This window comes from Flavobacterium sp. FlaQc-49 (genome assembly GCF_044005985.1).
GTDB lineage: Bacteria > Bacteroidota > Bacteroidia > Flavobacteriales > Flavobacteriaceae > Flavobacterium > Flavobacterium cupriresistens.
Genome location: NZ_JBIPCS010000003.1, coordinates 536,538 through 561,972 on the forward strand (window position 1 = coordinate 536,538; position 25,435 = coordinate 561,972).

Annotated in this window: 20 protein-coding genes and 1 tRNA gene; 7 read left to right on the forward strand and 14 right to left on the reverse strand. The window is 35.9% G+C overall.

Translation table 11 applies throughout. From position 1 onward, the window contains the following. Positions 1-4 precede the first annotated feature (4 nt). The 8 genes from vgrG to ACHRV3_RS08760 are packed head-to-tail and all read right to left on the reverse strand — an operon-like array spanning position 5 to position 7,059. Positions 5-1,750, reverse strand: coding sequence for a type VI secretion system tip protein VgrG (gene vgrG, locus ACHRV3_RS08725; RefSeq protein WP_230004676.1), 1,746 nt, complete (start codon positions 1,748-1,750; stop codon positions 5-7). Then, complete coding sequence (locus ACHRV3_RS08730; protein WP_395433968.1) at positions 1,750-2,433, reverse strand: LysM peptidoglycan-binding domain-containing protein; 684 nt, start codon at positions 2,431-2,433, stop codon at positions 1,750-1,752. Before ACHRV3_RS08730 ends, vgrG begins: the two co-directional genes overlap by 1 nt. 3 nt (positions 2,434-2,436) lie before the next feature. Beyond that, positions 2,437-2,595, reverse strand: coding sequence for a DUF5908 family protein (locus ACHRV3_RS08735; protein WP_165579391.1), 159 nt, complete (start codon positions 2,593-2,595; stop codon positions 2,437-2,439). A 2-nt stretch (positions 2,596-2,597) separates the two neighbouring features. Beyond that, complete coding sequence (locus ACHRV3_RS08740; protein ID WP_047778577.1) at positions 2,598-3,044, reverse strand: phage tail protein; 447 nt, start codon at positions 3,042-3,044, stop codon at positions 2,598-2,600. A 2-nt stretch (positions 3,045-3,046) separates the two neighbouring features. Next, positions 3,047-3,475 carry a phage tail protein gene (locus ACHRV3_RS08745; RefSeq protein ID WP_047778578.1) on the reverse strand — a complete coding sequence of 143 codons (429 nt, stop codon included), beginning with the start codon at positions 3,473-3,475 and terminating at the stop codon, positions 3,047-3,049. A gap of 29 nt (positions 3,476-3,504) precedes the next feature. Continuing rightward, a complete protein-coding gene (locus tag ACHRV3_RS08750) occupies positions 3,505-5,601 on the reverse strand; it encodes a phage tail sheath C-terminal domain-containing protein (protein WP_047778579.1) in 2,097 nt (698 codons plus the stop codon). Positions 5,602-5,620: 19 nt separating this feature from the next. After that, positions 5,621-6,460 carry a hypothetical protein gene (locus ACHRV3_RS08755; RefSeq protein ID WP_395433970.1) on the reverse strand — a complete coding sequence of 280 codons (840 nt, stop codon included), beginning with the start codon at positions 6,458-6,460 and terminating at the stop codon, positions 5,621-5,623. Continuing rightward, entirely contained in the window at positions 6,457-7,059 is a 603-nt protein-coding gene (locus ACHRV3_RS08760; protein ID WP_230004679.1) for a DUF4255 domain-containing protein, read from the reverse strand. Before ACHRV3_RS08760 ends, ACHRV3_RS08755 begins: the two co-directional genes overlap by 4 nt. A 1,251-nt stretch (positions 7,060-8,310) precedes the next feature. Between ACHRV3_RS08760 and ACHRV3_RS08765 the strand changes: the two genes are divergently transcribed. The 3 genes from ACHRV3_RS08765 to ACHRV3_RS08775 all read left to right on the forward strand — a co-directional run bounded on the left by ACHRV3_RS08765 (position 8,311) and on the right by ACHRV3_RS08775 (position 13,470). Next, positions 8,311-10,029, forward strand: a complete 1,719-nt coding sequence (locus ACHRV3_RS08765; RefSeq protein ID WP_230004680.1) for an alpha-keto acid decarboxylase family protein — start codon at positions 8,311-8,313, stop codon at positions 10,027-10,029. 45 nt (positions 10,030-10,074) lie between these two features. Further along, on the forward strand, positions 10,075-12,069 hold the full coding sequence (locus tag ACHRV3_RS08770; RefSeq protein ID WP_395433971.1) for a hypothetical protein: 1,995 nt from the start codon (positions 10,075-10,077) through the stop codon (positions 12,067-12,069). A gap of 480 nt (positions 12,070-12,549) precedes the next feature. Continuing rightward, positions 12,550-13,470 (forward strand): serine hydrolase domain-containing protein, encoded by a 921-nt coding sequence (locus tag ACHRV3_RS08775; protein WP_395433972.1) that lies wholly within the window; start codon positions 12,550-12,552, stop codon positions 13,468-13,470. A gap of 289 nt (positions 13,471-13,759) precedes the next feature. On the opposite strand, the gene ACHRV3_RS08780 is transcribed toward ACHRV3_RS08775, so the two are convergent. The 3 genes from ACHRV3_RS08780 to ACHRV3_RS08790 form a co-directional block, all read right to left on the reverse strand. Beyond that, positions 13,760-13,832, reverse strand: a tRNA-Met gene (locus tag ACHRV3_RS08780). 141 nt (positions 13,833-13,973) lie between these two features. Beyond that, positions 13,974-15,500 carry a glycosyltransferase family 39 protein gene (locus ACHRV3_RS08785; RefSeq protein ID WP_395433973.1) on the reverse strand — a complete coding sequence of 509 codons (1,527 nt, stop codon included), beginning with the start codon at positions 15,498-15,500 and terminating at the stop codon, positions 13,974-13,976. 586 nt (positions 15,501-16,086) lie between these two features. Further along, positions 16,087-17,079 (reverse strand): fumarylacetoacetate hydrolase family protein, encoded by a 993-nt coding sequence (locus ACHRV3_RS08790; RefSeq protein ID WP_395433974.1) that lies wholly within the window; start codon positions 17,077-17,079, stop codon positions 16,087-16,089. Between the two features lie 404 nt (positions 17,080-17,483). On the opposite strand from ACHRV3_RS08790, the gene ACHRV3_RS08795 reads away from it, so the two are divergent. Beyond that, complete coding sequence (locus ACHRV3_RS08795; protein ID WP_395433975.1) at positions 17,484-18,413, forward strand: DUF4421 family protein; 930 nt, start codon at positions 17,484-17,486, stop codon at positions 18,411-18,413. Positions 18,414-18,604: 191 nt separating this feature from the next. On the opposite strand, the gene ACHRV3_RS08800 is transcribed toward ACHRV3_RS08795, so the two are convergent. After that, positions 18,605-19,150, reverse strand: a complete 546-nt coding sequence (locus ACHRV3_RS08800; protein ID WP_395433976.1) for a GNAT family N-acetyltransferase — start codon at positions 19,148-19,150, stop codon at positions 18,605-18,607. Positions 19,151-19,445: 295 nt separating this feature from the next. Here ACHRV3_RS08800 and ACHRV3_RS08805 point away from each other — a divergent pair, with 295 nt between their 5' ends. Together ACHRV3_RS08805 and ACHRV3_RS08810 are read left to right on the forward strand one after the other, a co-directional pair. Further along, complete coding sequence (locus ACHRV3_RS08805; protein WP_395433977.1) at positions 19,446-19,913, forward strand: hypothetical protein; 468 nt, start codon at positions 19,446-19,448, stop codon at positions 19,911-19,913. A gap of 208 nt (positions 19,914-20,121) precedes the next feature. Then, on the forward strand, positions 20,122-20,361 hold the full coding sequence (locus tag ACHRV3_RS08810; protein ID WP_395433978.1) for a hypothetical protein: 240 nt from the start codon (positions 20,122-20,124) through the stop codon (positions 20,359-20,361). A 263-nt stretch (positions 20,362-20,624) separates the two neighbouring features. Here ACHRV3_RS08810 and ACHRV3_RS08815 read toward each other — a convergent pair whose 3' ends face one another. Together ACHRV3_RS08815 and ACHRV3_RS08820 are read right to left on the reverse strand one after the other, a co-directional pair. Next, positions 20,625-21,899, reverse strand: a complete 1,275-nt coding sequence (locus ACHRV3_RS08815; protein ID WP_395433979.1) for an OprO/OprP family phosphate-selective porin — start codon at positions 21,897-21,899, stop codon at positions 20,625-20,627. Positions 21,900-21,970: 71 nt separating this feature from the next. After that, positions 21,971-22,519: a hypothetical protein gene (locus tag ACHRV3_RS08820; RefSeq protein ID WP_395433980.1), complete on the reverse strand. Its 549-nt coding sequence runs from the start codon at positions 22,517-22,519 to the stop codon at positions 21,971-21,973. A gap of 474 nt (positions 22,520-22,993) precedes the next feature. On the opposite strand from ACHRV3_RS08820, the gene ACHRV3_RS08825 reads away from it, so the two are divergent. Beyond that, a complete protein-coding gene (locus ACHRV3_RS08825) occupies positions 22,994-25,435 on the forward strand; it encodes an arylsulfatase (protein WP_395433981.1) in 2,442 nt (813 codons plus the stop codon).

The following is a 25,435-nucleotide window of genomic DNA, read 5'->3' on the forward strand; positions in this document are numbered from 1 at the left end:
AATTTTAATTTATTTGTACGATACTTCCTTTTACAATCGCAACGGCGCTCGATGACATTTCGGCACCTGCGCTTCCTTCTGCTTTGTATTGTGCTTTTGCTTTTAAGGAAACATTTGCGCCTTCAATCGTTACATCGCCGGTTGCGATTAACTCAATGTTTCCGGCACTTTCCATTTTTATTCCTTTACTGTCAATGGTGATTACGTTTGAATTTTCATCTTCAATTATAATCACGCCTTTGTCTTCATCGAGTGTGATCTTTTTACCGGCAGGGGTTTCAATTCCGATGGATTTTTTTTCATCGTCAAATAAAACCTTCATTTCGCTTCGGGTTACAATTCCTTTTTGGTGGTTGTCATCGGAAGCTACAATTGGAGCGGGTTTTCCGCTGCTGTGAAGCATTCCTAATACGATGGCATTGTTCGGGTCTTCGTTGACAAAACCAATAATGACTTCGTCTTCTATTTCAGGTCTGAAAAAAACACCTCTGTTTTCCCCTGCATCCGGTGAAGCTACCCGGCACCAAATGCCTTGTTCTTCGTTGTTGATGATGGGGATTTTTACCAAAATGCGATCTTCACCATTGGGATCACTCTCTAATTGGGTGACAATTCCAACATGCAGTCCTTTTATGGCGGGAATGATTCCTGAGCCGGTTGGCGTATGAATGTCGAATGTTTCAGAAAACCACTCCGGATTTAGTCCGAATTGGGCATCGATTGTCCAGTTTCCTTCTGACAGTTCATGAAAAACACCTGTGACATAGGCATCACCGTTAAAGCGATCTCCAACACCTTCCAGCGTAATTATGGTATTCGGTTTTACGGCAGGAATGCCTTGAAATTTAACTCTTCCGCGGATTTTAGATAATTGTTGAAACAACAATTTAGCATCGGCCCAATCCTGAAGTTCTACTTCGGTAATGGTACCGCCGTGGCGTAATTCAAGGTTTTCAAGCTTGATAATTTCAGACAGATCAGAAGCCGAAAGATTGCCGTTCAAACTTACGCTTGGGTCATTGGCTTCAATTTCAACTAACTCCTGATTGGTATAATCCCAACTGTAGGAGGATACTTTGGCAAATTGATTTCGGGCATCGATTTCGGCATCAAAATCAAGTATAGTAGCTCCAAAAGTGATCGTTTCAACAGACGAAGCTGTTACATTAGGTTTGCTGATGGTAATTTTTCCGTTCTCAACAAAACAAAGTTTGCCATTGGCTTGTGCTCTCGAAACAATAAAATCCCAGTCGGAGGTATTGTATTGAACGAGTTCTTTATGACTGAAATTAGTCGCTTCAACGTCTTTTTCCAGTCCGTAAAGATCAATAATACTTTCAAATGCTTCGCTGTCTTTTACCTCATAAAAGTATTTGCTTTTTCTTCCAATAGTGAGTTTTACCGCTTCATCTTTGCATTCGATAATCAGCAAAGAAGCACTGCTTTTTATTTTAATGGAATGTTTGATGATGATGCCTTTGTAAATGGTTTCTTCATCACTGTGATAACCGGCATGGATTTCAATTTTTTTACCCGGAATCAATAGGTCTTCGTTGCTCAATTTGAATTCTCTTTCAGAAGCTTCTCCGTCTACCAGAACAATTTGAGCCATAGGAATCCGATTGACTTCATTTTGCACCACTATGCTTTTTACTTGATAGGTTTTAGATAATTCTTCGCCTTCAATTAAAATTTTAAGTGTTACTAAATCGGCACTTTTACTGGTTTGTATGACTCCGCTATTGTTCATTAAGATTGTTTTTGTAAGGGTGGAAAAAATAGTTTTTGCCCTGTTTTTAATTTTCTGAAATTGACAATGTTATTGGCTTTGGCGACTTCGAGATAATACTTAGAATCGCCGTAGATCTGAAAGGACATCAAGGGTAAAGTATCACCTTCTTTTACCGTTCTGTAATGCGTTAAATCGGGTGACTTATTATTTTCTCTTGCGGCTCTTAAATTGTCTTCAACAAAACCTTGAAATTTCACTTTTGCAACTGCTCTGATGGGTGTTCCGTCGGGTTTAAAGAGTTTGAATTCTACATCCATTTCAGTCAAAGCTCCTTTAAAGAGCAATGTTCCCCACGAAATAATCAGGTAATTGGGTTTGTGTTTGTCTCCATTGTAATTTAAAACCACTTTTTTAAATTTCTCAATGTCATCAATGATGCCATCGTCGGAACTTTCGTAGCCGTTGATTACGCCGGATCGGTCAAAAACAAAATCGAGTTCGAGGTTTTCAGGTAATTTTTTATTGAACTTTGGAGCGATGGTGCTCGTTCCTGAAGCCTGTGTTTTATCGGTTTCGATTTTATAGTGATACGTGTACTTTTCCGGATTCATGAGCGTAGAAAAGGTACCGTCGGAAATTTTGGTGTTAAATTCCGGGTCACTATAGGCAACGACTTTTAGTTTTTCTAATTCTCCTAACATGACTTAGCGTTCTTTTTTACGTTCGATGATTTTCAGTACTTGTTCTACGCATTCGGCTACCGCATCTTCATCGGTACTTTTTGGAGTACTGGGAGAAGTTGCCGGTTTCGATCCTTCGTTCACGTTTATTTTAATGTGAAGCTCTTTTATTTCTATGGGCATAACTAGCTTTTAAGTAAGGTGAAATAATTGTAGGTAAGCTCAAAGTTTTCTACTACAAGCTTACTTTCTTCGGCATTAAAATCTTCCACCGACCATTTTACAGGATAGGCATGAACCACGTTCCATGAAATCAAAGGCTGATGTTCTTGATTCAGCAATTTGATGGTCAGGTTTACGGGTTTGAAAGAAAAGTTTTCTATAGCATCTCTGCACCAATCAATAACAACAGAATCAATCAGTATTCCTCTCTTTAAAGTCAGGTTTGGATATTTTGTCTTTACAGGGAGTTTGTGCTTGAATCTATTTTCTCCACCTTCGGCAATCTCCTCGGTTTCAATGTCAACAGACAAGCCGGAAACAGACTGAAACTGATGGTCTTTTTCTTTCGAACCAAGACCTTCAAATTCAACTAAGAAGTGAAAACCGACAGGTGGATAATAGTTAGCCATGATTAGTCATTTTGAATGGATAAACCTTCGTGCACCAATTCCATAGATTCGATAGCGACTTCGTTTCCGTCAGCTTTCAAATCAGTGGATTGAATTTTAGTTGGCCACGCATTTTTTACTTTCCAGATCAGCACCGGTGCGTGCTCTTCGTTTAGTAATTTGATCGTGATATCTCTTCTTTCTATGGTGTTTAGTTTTACCGTGTTCCACCAGGCGTAATACTCATTGTCGCTTGCAAAGGTTCCTCGTTTCAACGTGATGTTGGAGAATTTTTGCATGCCGGGCATCTTGATCTTACTGTATTCAGGACTTGCTCCTTGGCGGTATTCGATAACTTCAGTTTCTACATCTAATCCCGAAACTTCTGTAAATCCTATTTTTGTTCCACCCCAGTCAACTGAGAAATGAAACTTTGGTAGCGGATAACTCATGATCTATATATTTTTAATGTTGATATTAATTAAGATTCCTGCATTTTGTGAGAGAAACGTAGAATGATAAATTCTGCCGGACGCACTACTGCCATTCCGATTTCGATAATCATTCGGCCTTCCAGAATGTCAATAGCCGACATGGTTTGTCCCAGTCCGATTCTAACATAAAAAGCTTGTTCAGGTTTTGCTCCGGCCAATGCTCCGGCGCGCCATTGAAGAATTAAGAAATTCTCGATCATGGCTCTCACTCTGATCCAGGTATTGGCATCATTAGGTTCAAATACAAATTGTTCAGATGCTTTTTTGATGGATTCTTCGGCCATATTAAAGAAGCGACGTACCGGAACATAACGCCATTCGTTATCGTTACCTGCCAAGGTTCTTGATCCCCAAACCAAGGTTCCTTTTCCAGTAAAACTTCTGATGGCGTTGATGGATTTACCGGCAACTGTATCAACATTTAGATTGTCCTGAATGGTGTTGGTGATTTTAACAGTAGGTCTTATAACATAATTCAAACTAACATTTGCAGGTGCTTTCCAAACCCCTCTGTCTTTATCTACTCTGGCATAAATTCCGGCTATAGCAGAACTTGGAGGAAGTGTGATCGGCAGGTTGTAAATTTCTGTTAGAATTTTGTTGTAAGTAGCGTTGTCAATGCTTTCTAAAGTGCTTAATTTTCTTCCGTTTAATTCACCATTATTTAAATCTTTTCCACTAACGGATTTAATAGCATTTATAAGCGCAGGTAAGGCCACGGTAAAACCTGTAAAGCTACTTGTAAGCCCGGTAATAGCTACTTGAGTGGTCAAAGGAGTATAGTTTACCAGTTTTTTTAATTCGGTATCAAAACTTACGGTATCTGTTTGAACAATTTTTAGCAGTTTTGCTGTTGCGTTCTCAGTCTGTATTTTTTTCTTTAATGTTTTTAAGTTTTTATATACAGAATCAATTTTATTGTTCGCCGTAAAAAGCAAGTTAAAGGCCGTCAAAGTACTTGAAATCGTACCTGCAATAACCATATCTTCGTCTGATATTGTGCTAATTGCCGCGTTTGCTTCGTCGTTTAATGCATCTCTCAAAAGGGATAATTCTTCTAAGGTTGCAAGTAAAATATTCAGGTTGTTCAAAAACGTTGTTTTTTTGGTAGCGTCACTGGTAAAACTTACTGCCAGGTTAAAATCGTTCGGACCATTATTGTACATCTGTAAAAACATGTTACTTATTTGGCCCGCAATGTTTCCCACAACAGGTTCATTAACCAGCTTGTTTACTGTTGCCGCAATTCCGGTAACAGGACTTTCAATAGGTACAAGTGCTGCAGCGATTTTATCATAAGCTTTTGCCGTATAAGAGTAATGTTTTAATATTATTTTGGTAGTATCAAAAGCATAGTCCAATATGGTTTCTAAGTGTGGATAATAAACGGCTCCGTACTTAATAGTATCTTTTTCAGAACTGATTTTATTTCTTAAATCATCTATATTAGTATCTGTTGGACTTGTTTCATCATAATTTAAGGTATCAATTAAAGTAAATCGGTCCTGAAGATTTTGGCATTGCGCTAAGGCATTGTTGTACAATCCGTAGAAATCAGTGATTGTTATTGCGGATACTTTTGTGGCGTCCGGAAACAGGATTAATGTGGGTTCGTCAATTTTTTCTAATTCTAATAATCCATTGTTCAACGCTACGCTATTGTTGATTGCTATAACAGGACTGTCTGCATCATCCAAATCATTTCCGTAACGACCTACCGATACAATGTAACAAGGACCACCACCATTTGCAAAAAATAGTTGTAAGGAATAGTACATCAAGAAAGGTTGTTTTGAAGTCGGTTGATCCACAATAATAGATCTTGTGTCGCCAGTATCAGTTGAAACATCATTAATGGTAACACTAATGGTTGTTTCTGGTTTTGCAAAGCCGAAAAAGCGTTCGTATTCTAAGAGAGATGTTATTCTTGTCGGTTTCAATTTCAAATCTCCATTAATCTTGTTCGTAGCTTTCTCAGTATAACCAATAAAAGCGGGAATCGCTGTTTCTACCTGGGCAACGGAAGGAGGAAACTTTACGATTTCCTCAACATATACTCCAGGCGTTTTGTAAGTTGTTGCCATAATTGATTGTTTTTAATTATTAGATAAATATTTCCGAATAGTAATCACCATTGTTTTTTGTTATTGATTTTACGGATGGGTTAGGATAATGGCTGCTGGCCGGCTCCGGAGGCGTAAAATCGGTAAGAGGATCAATTTCAACAAAACCCGAGTAAGTCAGTGGTTTTGCAGCATTGGTTTCAATTTCAGTTGCTGCTTTGCGGTTGATGTATTTCCAAAGCGTTTTTCGATTGTCAAAATGAATTTTATAGTGCGGGCTATTCAATTTGCCCAAGTCAATAATATTATCAGGAGCATTGTCGCCTTGCAGCGTCAATGAAACAAGTCCGAATACATCTTGTTTCTGTGATGGGTGTAGTGTAGCTATTAAATCGACAGTGGTTGCTTCAGATACTAAAAAGGCATTTGAAATCAACTTGTTGTCGTTTATTTTTGGAAGGTATTCAAAAGTGACCGGCTCGCTCGCAGGTCTGACGTTGCTGAATAAAAATACTTGATCGAAAGCAAAGTCTAAATCAGTATAATTTTCAAATTGATAGTCGTTTGTGCTTATTAAGAAGTTTAAGTTCACATCAACGGGAGTTGGTATAAAAGGATCCAATTCGTCTGCTTCTTTGACTTTGATGTATACTCTAAAACCTGTTTTGGTTTTTTTGAATACCATTTTGTAGTTTTTGAGCGTTGTATTGGTTTCTAAAGTTGGCGTTATCGTTACAAAGTCATCGGTACTGTAATTTTGCAGCATTTTTTCTTTGTCAGCGCCCGACATGGCCGCAAAAGTTTCTTCGCCGTTGTTCAGAAAGTAATTGTGAAAAACGGTTACTTCAAATAACAATCCATATGTAAGGTTAAAACTCATGATTGCTCGCTTGTTTTTGTTACACCTTTAATTCTGCTGATCAATTCTCCTTCTCCTTGTGCAATATTGCGCTCAATTTGTATCATGCTGACTTTGTATAAAGCCGATGGAAGCTGTTTGCCGCCTAATGTTCCCCAGATATAGTTCAATTCCTCAAAAGTGGGGGTATAGAGTTCTACTGTGAATCTGAAATTGTCAATATTGGCCATGGCAACATTATTTCTGTTGTAAATAGTGTTGGCTTGTGTGAATAGTTTTTTCCCTTGAAAAAAGGCAATGATTTTCGAAATGTCATTAAGGGAGTTGATGTATTTCGTTCTGTTGGCACTAAAAAGGATGTACAGGTTTAAATTGATAATACTGTTTTTGTATATTGTTTTAGTATTTTCAATAGCGTGATTGGGAACATTTTTTAAAGTAGCTTCCTCGTCCAGATTAATTAACGTAAGCGCTACTTTATCGTCTAAATTTGTCGCTATGGTTTCGTTTTGAGACTCTAAAAAAGCGATATTTTCAGCCACAATCGTTTTCTCCAGCCCAATTTCTTCGAGATAGCTGTTTACTTGTTCTGTAATTATCTGAATAACTTCAAAAATCATCTTGGGATAAAGTTTAAATATTCTATACGTATTACTAATTTGATTGCCTTATACACAAACCTACTTTGCGAGGGTATAATTCCTAATTTCTAACTGTTTAAAAGCAGTATTTGTATGCTCATTTTGAGCTTACTTTTTTAGATATAATCGATATTCAGTTTTTGATTTATTCCCTTATTTTAGGAATCAAATAAGTGTTTTTTTGCTTTTTTCATGACATCCGAATTGTACTAACACTATATAAAATTTGACTAAAAGGGATTAGTTCCAAGGCGTAGATTAAAAAGTAAAAGAAGGGGGTGTAGATTTTACTTTAAAATTGTAATGGTTTGTATGGCTGATAGTTATGTCTAAGTTAGAAAAAAGAAAGGGCATCAAAAAAGGGTATTTTTACCCTTTTTTCGTTTAATTTATTTTTTGTAAAATATTGATTATCAGATAATTAGTCGTAATTGCAAATTTTAGCTTTAATTTCTACAAAAATAAAACCGTCGTATTTTATTACAAACCTTAAAAAATTATAGTATAAAAACTATAAAGTGTTCATTTTTAAGTCAGTAGTTATTCTTAAAATTATTGGACTTGTTATTTGTAGAAAATTTTAGGGCTATTTTGTGTAAGACTTAAAGAAATAAAGGGAAGTGATCTCCTTTGTTAGTTCCGGAAGTATGTCTTTCTTTTTTTGGGGTAGTTTATAAAATTATTCGAATACCATTTTATTTTTTACAGGCGGGAAATAGTATTGCTGTTTTTAATTTTTTTAATGCACAATTAAGATATAAAACGGGTAATTATACTTAGTGTAATGTAGTCTATTTCTTCTACATTTGATTCCTTTAAAACATTTGAGAATCAAATAATGGATACTTTTTTGTTTTAAATAAAGGTGATAAAAGGAATTTTATAGAGGGATCAGGCATGTTTAAATAAAAGCGGATGTTCTAAAAATGTAAAAAACGATTTTATACTGCCATTTCGGTTTCCTGCGGATAAGAATCCGGTACTCATACCTATTTTTCAATTTAAACTTTTGTGTCCTTGTATTTTTATGAGGAAATACAAGTCCTGTTAGCTTTATTTTCAGGATATGTTTTTTAGCTATCAGGTAAAAAAATGGGACCGAATTAGGTTGATAGTTTAAAGATTCTTATAAAAATGTAAAACATAAAAATAGAGAGGTCTTCAAAAAAGAAAAACGAAGAAATCCCTAATCGACAGACAAATACAACTTTTAATTTAGAATATAAAAAGATGAAAGCGAAGAAAGAATTTACAGTTGCAGATTATCTGCTCACTAGACTCAAACAATTAAATGTTACTGAAGTTTTTCAAATTCCGGGGGATTATGTAAAACATTTTACACAAGCCTTAGAAGATTTCAATGGCATCGAAACCATCGGAACTACTAACGAATTAGACGCTTCTTATGCGGCAGATGCTTACGCGCGTACCCGAGGTTTAGGTGCGGTGTCTTTGCAATATGGGGTTAGTACTTTTAGTGCCTTGAATGCTATTGCCGGTGCTTATGTAGAGCGTAGTCCTGTTGTGGTAATTAGCGCCACTCCGGGATCAGATGCCCGACAAATAGGAAGTATGTACAACGTACTTTACCACCACTCAACAGGTAACCTCAACGCAGATCAGGAAGTATACGAAAGGGTAACGGTTGCTGCCGAGACTTTAAGTACTTCGGTAGGTGCTCCCGAAAAAATCGATAAACTACTTATTGCAGCACTTACCTATCAACGTCCGGTGTACATAGCCTGTTATAAAGAGGTGTGGGGCGAACCTTGTCCTAAACCACCGGCTAAAAAACTACAGGCCGAAATCATAAAGAGTGAACCGGCGGCACTTGATAATGCTGTTACTCAAGCCTGGACTCAAATTACACAGGCAAAAAAGCCTATAATTTTGGCAGGTGTCGAGCTCTTGCGACATGATTTAACTACCCAGTTAGAAAAACTTATTAAAGAAAGTGGCATGTTGTACACGACAACGTCACTGGGAAAAACAGTGCTGGATGAGAAAGGAGATAAATTTATAGGAACTTATTCGGATCAGGCCTCGATACCCGAAGTGATTAGCCTTGTTGAAGGATCTGATTGTATACTGTCTTTAGGTACGATCATTACCGATGATTATTTATGGTTGGTAGAAAATAAATTTTCGGACATGATTCAGGCTACTACGCAGGAAATGCGAGTGGGTTATTTTACGTACAATGGCGTAACCTTAAAAGACTTTATTGAAGCTTTAACTGAACGTTTTAAACTAGCTGCTGCTTATCCTTTAAAAGTTGTGGCACCACCTCAACCAAAATTTCCGGAACCTTGGAGATCTAACTCCGATCCGAAATATGATGCAACACCCGAGGTAATAACCTTTAACCGCTTTTTTGAACATACCGTTTCCTTTTTAGAAAAGCAGAAAATGCTCGACAAAATTGTGATGACTTATGGTGTAAGTACGTCTATGTATGTGGCCACTAATATTTATGGTTTATCTAAGAACGCTTATATCTCCTCGGCTGCGTGGCAGTGTATTGGTTTTGAAACCGGAGCAGCTTCCGGTGCTCAATTGGGGAGTGGTAAGCAAGCCTGGACGGTAGCCGGCGATGGTGGTTTTATGATGATCGCACAGTCGCTTTCGACTCTTGCAAGATACAATATCAATTCCGTAATTTTTGTAATGAGCAACGGAGTGTACGCGATAGAGCAGGTATATGTAGATATGGATGCCTTTAAACCGGGGCCGTCTCATAAGTTTGATGCATTTGATATTCTTCCAAAATGGGATTATCAGGCACTTGCTAAAGCATTTGGAGCAAACAGTTACCGAGCCGAAACGGTTACAGAATTAGACGAAGTACTTCTTAAACTTAAGAAGAAAACAAATCTTCCGAGTTTAGTAGAAATCGTAATTCCGGAAAAAGATCTCGCCCGACAAATGAAAAGGCTGGGAGAGGAATAAAGACAATTACAAATCAAACGATTAACAACTATAAAACATACGACAATGACAAAAAAAACATACTCTATTTTTGGAGCAGGTGCAGCCGGGCTCTATACAGCCTGGAGGTTGCTGGACGGAACTTCCAAGCTTAAGAAAAACGAAAAAATGCTTGAAAAAGGCGATGTATTGGAACTTTATGATTGGGGAGAATACGATTTTTCTAAAAAAGATCCGGGGACCAGAGCACCAGGAGCACGTGTTTGTACCTGGCATTATAAAGACAATAAAGACAATTCGTATCTGGAATTGGGCGGTATGAGGTATTCTTACTGGAACGGTACTCCAATGGGAGCCGGGCATCGTGTAGTTACTAAAACCATTGAGAAATTAGACTTAAAGAAGGATTCAATTCCCTTCAATGAGTCCGCTGATCCTTTGATGTCTTTACGTGCTAAAAATATGTATGTCTCTGATGTTAGTTCTAATCAGCCCGCTCCCTATGCGGCAAACAATTATGGTGAAGACGCTCCACCGGATGATGGATTTACAACGATACAATCGGTAGCGATTACACAAGATTCAGGGCCTACAACTCGAAGAGAATGGTGTAAGTTTTATGATGAAGGAAGAATCAATATCGAAATGCCGGAGAGTTCGATCTTTAAAAAAGGAGATTTACTAAAAGAAATTGGCTATTGGAATCTGGGTTACGATATGCTTGGACAAGAAGGTTTTGGTTATTTGTCCGATGGTAATGGTTATAGTTCAAACGTAGTAAACAGCAATAGTGCCCAGTCGTTTAATGTCAATGACGAGTTTACGCCCGGTACAGAATACAAAACTTTAATAAAAGGATATTCCAGCTTATTTGATGCCTTATTTAATGAAGTTGAAAAATTAGCTAAAAAGAAAGGGATTACACTGAGTTATTTTCCAAATACCAGACTGCGTTCTATTTTGCACGATAAGTCCAAAGCACATTTTACAACAGCAACACGCAAGGCTCCTGATAAACTTGCAGAAAGTAAAATATGTGATGCTGCGTTTCTTGCTATGCCAAGAGCGGCAATAGAATTAGTAGCTCAGGCCAGCAGATATATCGACAAAGAAGGTTTGGATGTATTAAATCATGAAAAAGTGCAGCTGTACTTAGAATCCGTAATTATGGAGCCTTCGTACAAAGTAGGGATGTTTTTCAAAACGCCATGGTGGAGAGAAACTCCGGAAGGTGGCCCAACTTATCCGGCTAAGCTAACGAGTTACTTTTTAACGGATGAAGGAATAGCAAAATTAAAACAAGAGAAGTTCCCTGCTGAATACCTTAAAAAAATAGCAGAAGCTAAAAGTCCGGAGATTATAGGTAATCCGTTTAACGATAAAGCCAGTTTTGTAGCTGCGGTAGAAAATGCCATTCAAGAGCGTTTAACCTATAAACAGGAAGGTCAAATCTCAACAGTAGCCGAGTTAGATACCATCGGTCCAAGTATTACCGATATGCCGATCCGACAAGTGGTCTATTTTGGGGATAATGCCTTAAAAGAAAAAGGAGAAAAAGTATATGGTATTTTGGCCAGTTATGATGATATTCTATATACAACATTTTGGAAAGCTTTAGAACTTGGGCCAAAAGCAACACGCGAAATTCCGGAGTCCAGAGACCTCCAACCACTTATAGGACCAAGAACAGCCACACCGGTAATGGTAAAAATGCTTCGCTCACAGCTGGCATCCTTACATTTTGGTCCACAAACCGATTATTCTGCGGTACCGGAACCTTTAGAAACAAAATACATGGACTGGTCGCTGCCTCCTTTTAACGCAGGTTATCATGCCTACAAATCGCATTATGATTTGGGCGATGTGCAAAGAAAGATCAGAAAGCCATCACAGCTTATTCCAAAAACCGATTGCGATATTTTTATCGTTGGCGAGACCTATTCAAATGATCAAGCCTGGGTAGAAGGTGCTTTTTGTACAGCTGAATCTGTTCTGAATGACTTTTTCGGTATCGAGCCAATTATAAGTGAAGTACACTATCCTTTTATTTGTCCGGAATAATTTACCCGGATAAAATCATTGAAAGTGTTATCGAAACTTTTAAGGAGATTAAAAAAAGAAAGTCTTCTTCTTTCAAACATAAAGCAACCAATTTTACATATGAAAAACCAGTAAGGGAAACTTTACTGGTTTTATTTATTATTACGAATTTTAAATGGTGGTACAGGTTTGTGAATGAGCGATATTTTGGGAGCCACTCGTTAAAAAACAACTGTTTTTCGTTGAATATGCTGTCATTCGGGTAAACTCATTTAATCTGCAATGCTCTAAATACTTGCAAAGAAATACGGTAGAAGCATTTCATTAGCAGACTGTTTTTGGGTTCTAAATTAATCCAATGTTTTTTAGTAAGGATTATTCTTTATATTTATTGAAATTTATACTATGGATATAACTAAAAAAAATAGGTTTTTACTTTTTATTATCTTTCTAACAATTTGTATTAATTGTTATAGTCAGTCTGCACAAAAAGAAGCAAAATTGGACAGTTTATTTCTGAAAGCAAATAAATCAAAAGAGTTCAACGGAAACGTTTTAATTGCTAAAAACGGGAAAATAATATACGAAAAAGCTTTTGGACAAGCTGACGCAAGCGGGGCAATTCAATTAAATAAAAAATATCGTTTTCATATAGGTTCAATTGCAAAAGAATTTAATGCTGTTGGAATTATGATGCTCAAAGAACAAGGAAAGTTAAAACTTGACGATACGATATCAAAATTTCTTCCCGAACTTCCTTCTTGGGCGAACAAAATTAAAATCATTCATTTGCTTCAATATACAAGTGGCCTTCCACAAATAAAATGGAATGAAGTCAATAACGATTCTGAGAACATGGAAGAATTAAAAAGGACGAAATCCCTTGATTTTGAGCCGGGAACAAAATATGATTATAATAACAATAATGTGTTTTTACAACGTAGAATCATAGAAAGAATCACTAAAATGTCTTTCAATTCTTTTGTACAAAAAAAGATATTTCCGCCAATCGGAATAAAAAATGGAGTCGTAGATCCTGGTGAAGCAGAAAAACTTTTTGCAAAGTCTTTTAATAATAGCGGAAAACAAGATGTTCTTAAATATAATATCTCGGGTTGGACAGCATTAAATCTGGAAGATTTTTACAAATGGTCTGAAGCTATTAATTCATTTAAACTAATCACACCCCAATCAACAATTGAACTTTTAAAACCTTTTTCCACTGGGAATCAAACAGGTCTTGGAGAAGGAAATATTCAACAAAACCAAGTGACAAACCATATACATGATGGGAGTGCTTTCAATTATCAAGCTCTGTTAGTCAGTAATCCTGGATTAACAATTATTTTAGTATCAAATAACAAACAAAATACTTTAGAGGAAATCAGTACTTCGATACAAGTTTTACTTGAAAAGAATTGATAGGGTTTGAGTCCTTTGGATTCTAATTTAGAAATTAGACTTTTGGTAAATTTTCTTCCAGTTCCAGATTTTAAATAGCGTGCGCGTGTTAGATAAACTAAATTCTCACATCCATTTTCCTTTTTAGACTAACGAATATATATGCTTAATTTTTGCTACTCCACAGGTTTTCGTGTTGATCCCAATATGTCTTGATCCGTTGGAATTTGGAATTTAAAAAAAATGGAATTTTCCCTATGAGTATGGCAAAAACAAAAAAGCCTCAGATTTCTCTGAAGCTTTACTTTAGTAGCGGGAACAGGACTCGAACCTGTGACCTTCGGGTTATGAGCCCGACGAGCTGCCTACTGCTCTATCCCGCGTTGTTTCGGGTGCAAAGATACACACTAAATACAGTTTAGCAAAGGAATTAGTGCTTTTTTTTTGTTTTTATTTAATAGAATCTGATAATTTGCTAGCCTTTAGTGGTTTATAAGAGTAGATTTTTGGTAGTTATTTGGGTTTTACTTACTATAATCTTTCTCTTCTTTAATTTCCTGCTCTATTCTTTTATTAATATTGACTTTAGCGCCAGTAAATACAAAGATAGTTGTCCCATATTCACGAGCGTATAGATTGGTAATTTCACCCGCAATCTGAGAAGTTTCAAAATACGGACTGGTTTCTTTAAACTCGTTGTTCTCTTCTTCGTATTCTTTCACTCTGATGAGGTTTTTATACCGGATGTCAAGATTAAGCCAATTAACATAATCGGCACTAAACGAAACCGCTTTGATTCCTTTTTTGGAGTAATAATTAATAGCTCCGGCCTGTCCATAATTATCACAAAGGACCAGCGTTTCTTTCTGGTTTGCTAAAGTAGCATACACAGAATCAGTTTTGTGGGCAAGTTCTTTCCAGCCTAACATATCGGCAAAATCTTGTGGTAGTGCATGATCTTTTCCATCTTCCCAACGCAGCATCCCCATTTTTTTGCGTTTTTCTGAATGTTTTACGATGTATTCCGGACTCTTATTTGGAAAAGCTAAATTGTACATCGGTATAAAAAACAATAGTGAAATCAGAATAAATACAGGTTGCAAGTAACGTTTCCAACCTGATTTCAGAATATCAGAAAGGAAAACAGCACCAAAAGCAATATAAATGGGATAGAGGCCAATGGCATAATAGGCTTTGGCTTTGAAATATAAAAAGACGAGTAATGTGAAGAGTATTGTAGTAAAAAAGAATTGGTATTTCGAGAAAGGTTTATGGAATAGCAGGGCATATAAAGCGAAAAGAATAACTGGAAAAGCTCCGATAAAAAACAATAATTGTTCTTTCAAAAAAGCAATGCGATCTACATTAACCAATTGTGTTTCGGCTAATTCTTTCATATGGTGGATAATAGGAAACTGATTGTTGTATTGCCATAAAAGATTGGGCAGAATCAATAACAAGCCAAGAACTAGGGCAAAATAAAGTTTTTTCTGTGCCAGAATCCGTCTTTGACCGGAAAGCAAAAGAGCAGGCAAGAAGCCGATAAGCAGGAAGAGAATGTTGTATTTGTTTAAAAAACCAAAAGCAAATACAACAGCGGCAATATAAAACCATTTTGTGTTTTCGGTGGTGATGTATTGAATTATGACATAATAAAAGGTGGTCCAACACAATACATCTAAAGAATTAGGTTGGTACAACATATTGATTCGCAGCAAGGAGGAAAATACGATACAGGTCGCTCCTAGAACCAAAGCATAGAGGTTGCCTTTTAGAACTTCTATAGTTTTCCAGACTACGATTAGCGTTAAAACACCAAAGAGAGCAGGAAAAAACTTAATCCAGAAAACGCCATTTCCGAGTAAAAATATAATATAAGAAATCCACGAAGTGACAGGCGGAACCGATAAATAGCCCCAAGCCAAATGATGTGCCTGATCGAGATGGAGATATTCGTCACGCTGTAAATCATACTCGGGACTCAGTAAAACGAACTGTAAAGCAAATTTTAGAATGATAAACCCAATTAAAATGATTGTTTTTTTAGTCATAGGAAATTTGGTTTGTTGGGTAAGAGGTTTTAAATCAGTGTTTAAAACGCTTAGCTAAGATATTAAGTTTAATTTGAAATCGAAATTTTTATTAATGAATAAAAAATTGAAAACTAACTTTCCTATACTATGTTTATGGATAGCTAAAAAATAAGGAAAGAAAAACCATTTTCTATTTGAATGTTTGAAACCAATTTAGGTATTTTGCCAACTCAAGCGAATGCATTGTTAGGTTTAACTCATTAAAATAAAATGGAGAAAAAGAAAAATTGGCTTAAAAGAATCGTTCTAAATCTGTTTGATTTTATTTTTGCGTTGATAGATAAATAAGGAGTTTTCTCAAACGGATTGCTGTGAAATATTGGTGTCATCAAACACGAAAGAAGAAAAAGGGACGAGTAAATTTATTTGCAATAGACTATTTTCCTATCTTTTTTTAGTAAAGTTATAGTAATAAGCGCTATAACTTGTTCGATAAAATATTACAGTACTATTTTAAACATCAAAAGGATTGAATAAAACTAAAAAGAAATGAGCCCGATACAATATCGAGCTCATTAAATTTAATACTATGATCTTGTACAAATTATTTCTTTTCGTACTTTTTTACCTTTTGATTGATTTTACCAAATAAAGAAGCACCAGCGGCGTTTTTCATTTCGATTTCAATCTGGTCTCCAAATTTCATAAAAGGAGTAGAAGGTTTTCCATCTTTTATGGTTTCCAAACATCTGATTTCGGCAATACAGCTGGAACCTGTTGGACTTCCCTGGTTGGCTACTGTACCGGAACCAATAACAGTACCAGCCATTAATGAACGGGTTTTTGCAGCGTGAGCGATTAATTCACCAAAATTAAAGGTCATATCAATACCCGCATTTGGAGTTCCAAGAATTTCTCCGTTTAATGCAGATATCAAGGGTAAATGTAATTTTCCATCGACAAATTCATTTTTCAATTCATCAACCGAAACGATCACCGGAGCAAAAGAAGTCCAAGGTTTAGATTGATAGAATCCAAATTGTTTCGAAAGTTCGTTTGGAATTAGATTTCTCAGTGAAACATCGTTTATAATAGTGACGAATTTAATGTGATTTAGTGCTTCTTCAGCACTTACTCCAGCTGGAACGTCATCTGTGATTACCGCTACTTCTGATTCAAAATCGATTCCCCATTCTTCGTTTTCAATTTCTATATCATCATGGGCCCCAATAAAAGCATCAGAAGCACCCATATACATTAGAGGATCTGTCCAAAAAGACTCAGGAAGTTCTGCGTTTCTTGCTTTTCTAACAAGTTCAACGTGGGTAACATAAGCGCTCCCGTCTGCCCAATGGTAAGCTCTCGGAATTGGCGCTAATACACGTACAGTTGTAAAATCAAAAGTTCCCGTTGTAAGTGTACCTGAGTTTAATTGCTCGTAAATATTTTGAAGTTTAGTTTCGTTGTCTGCCCAATTATCGATTGCAAGTTGCATGGTTGAGGCAATTTCAGGAACGCGGATGGCTTTTGTTAATTCTTTATTTACAACAACTAATTCTCCGTCTCTTGTATTATTATCTATTGATGCTAGTTTCATTATATTGTTTATTTAATTTTTATGTTAACTTTAAAAGTAACTAGTTGATTATTAATGATTTTTAGTTTTCGAAATCGTTTTCTTTGCGTTGAACGAATATATAAAATAATAACGGTACAAAAAACTACTCTTCGTAGAGGTTGTAGCGGTTATTTGTAAAGCGTTTCATAGCTATTGTCTTGCACTGTTCGAGTAACCGGTTACAAATTAGATGGTATTTTGTTTAAAATTTACTAATTTACAGGTTCTGTTATTTTATCAATAATAATGTATGTTTCTTTGAAGTTTTTTTGGTTTTTACTTTATTTTTGTTTTCTGTTAGATTGTTTTTTAATGGATTATAACCTTTTAAAAACAGTTGTACCCGAAGTAATAGCAGTAATTTTTTTCCGTTTAATACCACAATGAAATTATATCTTTCACTTTTACTTATTTTAGTATCCCCCTTTTTTTGTGCAGCACAAATTGACACGACGTACATAAAACCCTTCGAGAATAAATTTTCTGTGTCGTCTTATTTAGCTCTGAAATTCCTTTCACTGGAACAAGAGACAAACGGGGAAACTAAAAAATTCATGCCAAACACTCCTATGAGTTTAGGTCTGGGAGTTACGGTAAACAATACTATAATCAATTTTAGTTATGGCTATGGTTTGGGTTTTATGAGAGATGACAAAAAAGGAAGAACAAAAGCCTTTGATTTTCAGCTTCACAACTACGGGCGTAAGTTCACAGTTGATCTTTTCATTCAAAAATACCGCGGATTTTATACGGCAGACAACTCCAATAAAAACATACAGCTGTATCCCGATTTAAAGATTCAGCAGTATGGTGCTTTTGGACAGTATATTTTTAACAATAAAAAATTCTCTTATAAAGCGGCCTTTAATCAAAATGAAAGACAGTTAAAATCTGCCGGGAGTTGGTTATTGGGCGGAGGGGTGTATTTTACAAAAATAGACTCGGATAGTTCTTTTGTCCACAAGTCTAAAAATTCATTACGTAACTTTCAATTTGGGGTAAGCGGAGGATATGCTTATACCTGGGCAATTAGTAAAAGATGGTTTACCAGTGGATCGATAACAGCGGGTGTTAATTTTGGCACCGAAAGAATAAATGATTTTGGCAAAAAAAAGATAGAGATTTATCCAACCTTTTTTCCCAGAATTTCTGCCGGATACAATAAAGAAAAATGGTCTCTCGGACTGTCCTATATCAATAATCTTATATTTTCTTCTTTCTCACAGGACAGTGATGGTACTAATAATGGTAATAGTACAGGTTTGGCTTCAGGGAACTTTCAAATTGCTTATATATGGAGATTGGGGATTTAAGTGAGGAATATAGAGTAAAGAATATAGAGTAAAGAATATAGAGTAAAGAATATAGAGTAAAGAGTAAAGAATCAAATCAGTTTAATCCATTTAATCTGTGGCAAAATATAAAACAGTCATTGATTTTGTTCCTGATACCTTAAAATTTGAATTAGTAACGTGAGGCAAAAAAAAATTCAGATTTTCTGTTTTTAGTGAGTCTGGGGTCTCAATGTGTAAGTCGTCAGGTTTTTTATATTTTGATGTTTGTTGTTGTACGATTCATTTTCAAAAATAAAGTCTAGCTTTTCTAATATCGCAACAGAATTGTTATTATCAGATGATGGGAAAGCGGTTATAAGTTTGGCTTTAATGGTACCAAAAGTATATTCAATTACTGCTTTCAAGGCTTCCGTCATAAAACCTTTGCCTTGAAATTCAGGTAACATTTCGTAGCCGATCTCTACAATTTTATTTTCGAGATCAAAATTCCAGCAACAAACACTGCCGATAAATGTATTGTCGTCTTTTGAGGCAATTACCCAATATATACATTCATTTTTCTGAACTAAAGTACGCATTCGTAGCACATAGGCTTTTGCACTTTCCAGAGTAGAAGCAATGTTTCTGCCTACAAATGCATTGACAACAGGATCTGATTGCAGTTTGTGAATTGCCTCGGCATCTTGTTCTGATATCGCTCTTAAACGTAATCTTTCGGTTGTTAGATCAGGGAAATTTGTAAAATCTATATTCATATTTTGGTTGCTTAAATAGTTTATCAAAAATAGTTGTAATTAGAAAGAAATACCGTTTTAAAATTATATTTTTTGAAACAGTTGAGGGATTTCTGCATCTAAAATTTCACGAATACCTATATGCTTACCAAAACCTGGAATTTGTTTGTATAGTCGTATCTTTTTGATAATTAAAAATTTAAATATTAATTAATGAATCGAATGACAAAAAACGTCTAAGAACTGTCATTTGGCAAGGTTTTGGTTCTAGCGGAATTAACGCTTTTAATCACCTTGATACTTAGTCAAAAATAATATGGAAAATAGAATAAATATACCAAAACCCTGCAACGAAAATTGGAATTCAATGTCACCAAATGATACCGGCAGATTTTGTAATTCTTGCGGTAAAACAGTAGTTGATTTTACAAAAATGAAGCCCATAGAAATTCAAAAATATTTCGTTGAAAATGCCAATAAAGAAAGGATTTGCGGACATTTTAAATCCAGTCAGGTAGAAACGGAAGGCAATACTAAATATAATAAGTTAAGAGATCGATTTAGCCGAATCAGAATACAGCCAATTAAAAAAATGGCACTGTTTTCATTAAGTTTAGTTTTTACTTTAACAAGTTGCATGGGAAAAGCAGTAGTTGACGGAGAGCCGGCAGTGATTACTAATGATACCATAAATGAAAATGAAATTAATACCAAGGCAGAATATACAGAAAAGCAAAATGATTCTATAAAAAAGGAAACTATCCGTGTAAAGCAAAAAGAATAACTTTTGCAGAGGGATGTTTGGTAAGAATGGTTTGTTGAAATATTCAGAAGAATCCGAAGCGCTTGAATATTTCGCTTAAAATTCTAAGGAAGTTTGATACTATTCACTTTCTAAAAAAAAAAAACGTAATGCTTTTAATAATCAATGCGTTGTATGTAATTTTTGACCAAAATAGGAAAATAGTTTATCTTTGAATAAAAACACGAAAATGACTATTACGGACAAAAAAATTATAGAAAATTATTTTGAGTTATTCGAGAGTTTAAATGCGATGAGCAAACTTGAGCTTGTCGAAAAGCTAACAAAATCATTAAAAGCGGAGACTAGAAGTAAAGAGAATAATTTTTATAAATCTTTTGGAGCCTTTTCGGATGAAAAAACTTCTGACGAAATAAATATGGAAATAAAATTAAGCAGAAAATTTAGAACAAAAGAAATCAAATTCTAATGAAATACTTGCTTGATACTAATATCTGTATAAATTTTCTTCGTGGGAAATTTGAAGTTGATAAAATGCTCAAATCAAAAGGTTTAGGTGATTTGTTATATTTCAGAAATAGCGGTTCTAGAATTAAGATTTGGCGCCGAAAATAATGCTGATAGTATCAAATGATACTATCAAAAAATTAAAAATCCACACGGATTCTGCTATACTTCCAATTTTATTAAACCGCTCAGCTGTATTGTCTAACTAATTCAGGAATAAAATTTTCAATAAATCCATTGTAGTCGGAATTGAAAATTATTGGTTATGCCGGTGATTCCGCCTTTATCTAAATTACCTATGCCATATACCATTCCGGCTTTCCAGTATTGGGTTGCCCACCAATTTAATCCTAAATCATAGCGATTGTTTGTTCCGCCATGGACTTCTTTTGTTTCTAAGTCATTTTGCCCAACCCTTGTGAAAATTTCCCATGCACCATATTTTCCTGTTGGTTTGATTCTTCGGGCATAAGTTGCCTTTTGGTCGTAGGGTCTTTGTTCTCCGCTTACAACATAACTGGCAGTTACATAATAACCGCTAAATTGTTCCGTGCCAAAGTCTTTTGTTGCCGTCCAGTTATGTGCATATTCCATTAGTACCGAAAAATTGTCTAAGCTCCAAAGTTGTTCTAAGCTCATATTCCATTGATGCGAAGCATTTAGATTTCCGGTGTCAACATAATTGGATGATATATTGGATTCATTTTTTCCTTTCAAACGAATAACATCATTTTTGGCATCAACGTAACGAACACCAACTCCAATGTGTATGAACTCTTTTCCATTGTTGTTCCATATTGGGAGTCCGGTGATTCTGGTGGTAAAAGTGTTGTTTGAATTTGAAAAACTTTTATCATTGCCTATAAAGTCTTTAAAAACACCACCAGCAACAGCTAATCTGTTGTTCATAAAAAAATGATGATAAATGACTCCGATATTCCGACTGTTAAAAAACGGATTAAGCAATCGTTCAAAATGAGGGAGATTAGCAGCATCTCCAACCATTTCGTACACAAAGGTTTCTTTTATTTTTCCAACGGTTATATCACTATTTTCAGATAACGGGATTACAAATTTCAAATCCGTAATTCCAAAATTCGGATCGTCTTCAGCTCTGTCAAATCCTTTGTATTCGACACTAATTAAGTATTTCCAGGGGTTTCTGAAATTGATTTTCCCACTGAGCATTACTCTTGCACTTCTAATATCAAATCTGTTTTCCTGAGGCCCTACCTGATTTTTACTGTCCTGATCTTGAAAACTGGTATTGTAATCCAAAATAGGAGCAAATCCCAGTTTGGTAGAAAACCATTTGTTATGCAATCTGGACCACCTCATTCCTTTATGAGTGGCATCAGGAATAAAGTAAGTTCGGGTAGTGTCGGCTAAAATCTGAGTTTGCGAATCATCAACTAAATCAGTATGCTGAGCAAAAATTTTAGGACTTAGAAAAAAGAAAAATAAGAAAATTGAGATTTTTAAAATGCAGTTTTTCACCATTGTTTTCAAATTTTAAATTGCCGGTTTGTTACTGGTTTGTTTTTATTTCAGGAAAAAGAACTTTAAGTTTTTTACTTTTTAGTTTTGAATTTTCGACAAACACTAATGCCAATTAAAAAACTATCATAAGCATTCCACCTGAAGTCGTAACAGGCAGAAAGTCCAAGTTCCCATTTAGGACTTATTTCTGTGCCCCATTCATACCCAATCCGGTTTAAGAATAGATTTTCTTCTTTGGCAAATTCAGCCCCTACGCCAAAAAGAAAGCTACTGTGTTTCGTGGCCTTATAAATGCCGACCGCTGCAGGTGCTATTGGAGAGCTTCGTTCCAAGGTTTCTTCTTCGCTTGATAAGTTTGCTTTTACTTCAAAACTTTCTACAATTATATCGGTATGTAGACCAATTGCCCATTGGTCAGAAAGCCAGTAGTCATAATCTACAGACCATGCAGGCACCGATAGCCATTTTGATCCGGAATCTTTTACGCCTTGTGCTATATTTACATGGCTAAGGCCTAACGAAATGCGATGGTTTCCTTTCTCACTTTGTTCGCTATTTTCTTCCTGTGCATGGACATATGAACTTAAAAGCAGGATGGTAAGTAAAGCTGTTATTTTCATTTACAGTTCTTTTTAGTTTTTAAAAATCGTTTTTCTTTATTGTGTTTTCCTTAAAAAGGAGCTTCATTAATGGAATAATTTACGCCGTTTTTTTAGCAAAAAAGAGTGTTGTATTTATGATCTTCTTCTTGTGGCAAGAAATTTAAAAAATATAATAAAAGTAGTTGACCGCTAGTGTTGTTTGGGATTTTTTAGTAAAAAACATGTTTCATCTTATAACTTGCAACCAAATTAGAGCTAATTGAAGAGGTAAACTTAAATGAAATCAGGAAATTTGAAAGGATACCATATTTTAGGATGTTTGGTCTTTTCTTTATGAAGATTTTTTAGTTTTTATCAATTGAAAGAATTGCTATAGATTCATTTTTTTTGAAAAATTCAATGATAGAAAGTAACTAATTTTTTACTCATAAATGCATAAGATAACAGCATCTCTAAATTCAGAAACATATAATAATTTAATCCTTATTAACTATGAAGACAATTCAAGATTCGATGCTCAAGCCCATTTTTTTACTGATTATGGTATGCTTTTTTGCTGTTCTCTCTCAAAAAGCACGCGCACAATCAGATCCAAGAGAAGTTAGAAAAGAAAATTTTAAAGGAGTTATCAAACTCGATGTAAGAGATTCAAAAGCCGACTGGGCGCCATATACTCCAAAAAAGGCACCCGAAGGAGCACCGAATGTACTGTTTGTCTTATATGACGATACCGGTATGGCGGCATGGTCTCCTTATGGAGGAGCTATTAATATGCCGACCTTGCAAAAACTGGCAGATAATGGGTTGATTTATAGCCAATGGCACACAACAGCCTTATGTTCGCCAACAAGATCCACTTTATTGACAGGAAGAAACCATCACCTGACCGGTAATGCGGCTATTACAGAAACGGCTAACGGATTTCCGGGAGCTCATGGACGTATTCCGGAACAATGTGCTACAATTGGACAAGTTCTACAGGAAAATGGCTGGAGTACTTTCTGGATCGGAAAAGATCATAACGTACCGGAGCAGGATGTAGCTTCAGGAGCGAGTCGTAAACAATGGCCAACTCAGTTAGGTTTTGACCGTTATTATGGATTTTTAGGAGGAGAAACCAATCAATGGTATCCTGATTTAGTGGAAGATAATCATTTTACCGAAGCGCCTTACAGCCCGGAAGAAGGTTATCATTTATCTAAAGATTTAGCGGATAAATCAATAGAATATATTAGAGATCAAAAAGCGACGAACCCTTCGAAACCATGGTTTTTATGGTACTGTCCGGGAGCTAATCACGCGCCACACCATGCTCCACAAGAGTATATTGATAAATACAAAGGGAAGTTTGATGACGGATATGAATCGTATCGTAAATGGGTTTTACCTCGTATGATTGCGAAAGGTGTTTTACCAAAAGATACTAAATTAACGGATCTTAACTTTTTACCACCAAATATTGCCAACGAGGCCGATTATGTACGCCCTTGGGATAAATTAAAACCGGAAGAGAAAAAATTATTCTCAAAATTAGCGGAAGTATATGCTGGTTTCTCTGAATATACAGATGCTCAAGTGGGTAGAGTAGTCGACTATCTGGAAAAAACAGGTCAGTTAGAAAACACAGTTGTAATTTATGCAGCCGATAATGGTGCTTCTGGTGAAGGGTCTCCAAACGGTTCTGTAAACGAAAATAAATTCTTTAACGGATATCCGGATGAATTGGCTGAAAATTTAAAATTACTGGACAAATTAGGTGGCCCTGATACATACGAGCATTATCCGACAGGATGGGCGGCTGCATTTTCTACTCCATTTAAAATGTTTAAACGTTACAGCGAATATGCAGGAGGAACCGCTGATCCATTGGTAATATCATGGCCAAAAGGAATAAAAGCTAGAGGTGAAGTGCGTAATCAATACCACCATTCGACAGATATTGTTCCTACTATTTTAGATATCTGTGGTCTTGAAATGCCAAAGGTTCATAATGGGGTGGGGCAGTATCCACTTTCCGGAGTGTCTATGAAATACAGTTTTGCAGCCAAACCGGATGATGCTACAGAAAAACACATTCAATATTACGCTATGTTAGGTTCTCGTGCCATCTGGAAAGACGGCTGGAAAGCAGTTGCGCTTCATGCACCATTAACCGGTAAAGGGCATTTTGATAAAGACGAATGGGAATTGTACAATACCAATGTTGACCGTTCTGAATCGACTAATTTAGCAAAGAAAAATCCGGATAAATTAAAAGAATTAATTGACGCCTGGTTCGACGAAGCAGATAAAAACTTAGTGCTGCCACTGGATGACAGAACCGCAATTGAAATTATTGGATTAGAAAGACCTTCTGAAGAAGCACCACGTGAAAAATACGTGTACTATCCAGGAACAGCTCCAGTACCGGAAGGGGTGGCTGTAAACGTAAGAGGGCGATCTTTTAAAATTGTTGGTGATGTAGAAATTAAGGACGCTAAGGCTTCAGGAGTAATTTTTGCACACGGTTCTCGTTTTGGTGGACATACCTTGTTTATAAAAGACGGTAAATTAAATTATGTATACAATTTCTTAGGAATTCAACCCGAACAAAAATTTGTTTCTTCGACTACACTTGCGCCGGGTAAATATACACTGGGTATGGAGTTTATCAGAGAAAAAACAGGAGAACACGGAGAACAAATCGGTCAGATGAAATTATACATCAATGACAAAGAAGTTGCTTCAGGACCGATGAAAACGCAACCCGGTAAATTTACACTTTCCGGAGACGGACTTTGTGTAGGTTTTGATAGTGGCGATGCTGTAAGTAAGGAGTACAAAACCCCTGGAACCTTCAAAGGAGGAACGATATTGGGTGTTGGTGTCTCTGTTGGAAAAGAACAATATCAGGATTTGCAAAAAGAAGCTGCAAGAGCACTTAAGCGAGATTAA

What these genes read in the sequence shown, in the direction of transcription:
- vgrG (WP_230004676.1), bottom strand. Translation starts at nt 1,750, where the DNA reads ATGAACAATAGCGGAGTCATACAAACCAGTAAAAGTGCCGATTTAGTA.
- ACHRV3_RS08730 (WP_395433968.1), bottom strand. Translation starts at nt 2,433, where the DNA reads ATGTTAGGAGAATTAGAAAAACTAAAAGTCGTTGCCTATAGTGACCCG.
- ACHRV3_RS08735 (WP_165579391.1), bottom strand. Translation starts at nt 2,595, where the DNA reads ATGCCCATAGAAATAAAAGAGCTTCACATTAAAATAAACGTGAACGAA.
- ACHRV3_RS08740 (WP_047778577.1), bottom strand. Translation starts at nt 3,044, where the DNA reads ATGGCTAACTATTATCCACCTGTCGGTTTTCACTTCTTAGTTGAATTT.
- ACHRV3_RS08745 (WP_047778578.1), bottom strand. Translation starts at nt 3,475, where the DNA reads ATGAGTTATCCGCTACCAAAGTTTCATTTCTCAGTTGACTGGGGTGGA.
- ACHRV3_RS08750 (WP_047778579.1), bottom strand. Translation starts at nt 5,601, where the DNA reads ATGGCAACAACTTACAAAACGCCTGGAGTATATGTTGAGGAAATCGTA.
- ACHRV3_RS08755 (WP_395433970.1), bottom strand. Translation starts at nt 6,460, where the DNA reads ATGAGTTTTAACCTTACATATGGATTGTTATTTGAAGTAACCGTTTTT.
- ACHRV3_RS08760 (WP_230004679.1), bottom strand. Translation starts at nt 7,059, where the DNA reads ATGATTTTTGAAGTTATTCAGATAATTACAGAACAAGTAAACAGCTAT.
- ACHRV3_RS08765 (WP_230004680.1), top strand. Translation starts at nt 8,311, where the DNA reads ATGAAAGCGAAGAAAGAATTTACAGTTGCAGATTATCTGCTCACTAGA.
- ACHRV3_RS08770 (WP_395433971.1), top strand. Translation starts at nt 10,075, where the DNA reads ATGACAAAAAAAACATACTCTATTTTTGGAGCAGGTGCAGCCGGGCTC.
- ACHRV3_RS08785 (WP_395433973.1), bottom strand. Translation starts at nt 15,500, where the DNA reads ATGACTAAAAAAACAATCATTTTAATTGGGTTTATCATTCTAAAATTT.
- ACHRV3_RS08790 (WP_395433974.1), bottom strand. Translation starts at nt 17,079, where the DNA reads ATGAAACTAGCATCAATAGATAATAATACAAGAGACGGAGAATTAGTT.
- ACHRV3_RS08795 (WP_395433975.1), top strand. Translation starts at nt 17,484, where the DNA reads ATGAAATTATATCTTTCACTTTTACTTATTTTAGTATCCCCCTTTTTT.
- ACHRV3_RS08800 (WP_395433976.1), bottom strand. Translation starts at nt 19,150, where the DNA reads ATGAATATAGATTTTACAAATTTCCCTGATCTAACAACCGAAAGATTA.
- ACHRV3_RS08805 (WP_395433977.1), top strand. Translation starts at nt 19,446, where the DNA reads ATGGAAAATAGAATAAATATACCAAAACCCTGCAACGAAAATTGGAAT.
- ACHRV3_RS08810 (WP_395433978.1), top strand. Translation starts at nt 20,122, where the DNA reads ATGACTATTACGGACAAAAAAATTATAGAAAATTATTTTGAGTTATTC.
- ACHRV3_RS08815 (WP_395433979.1), bottom strand. Translation starts at nt 21,899, where the DNA reads ATGGTGAAAAACTGCATTTTAAAAATCTCAATTTTCTTATTTTTCTTT.
- ACHRV3_RS08820 (WP_395433980.1), bottom strand. Translation starts at nt 22,519, where the DNA reads ATGAAAATAACAGCTTTACTTACCATCCTGCTTTTAAGTTCATATGTC.
- ACHRV3_RS08825 (WP_395433981.1), top strand. Translation starts at nt 22,994, where the DNA reads ATGAAGACAATTCAAGATTCGATGCTCAAGCCCATTTTTTTACTGATT.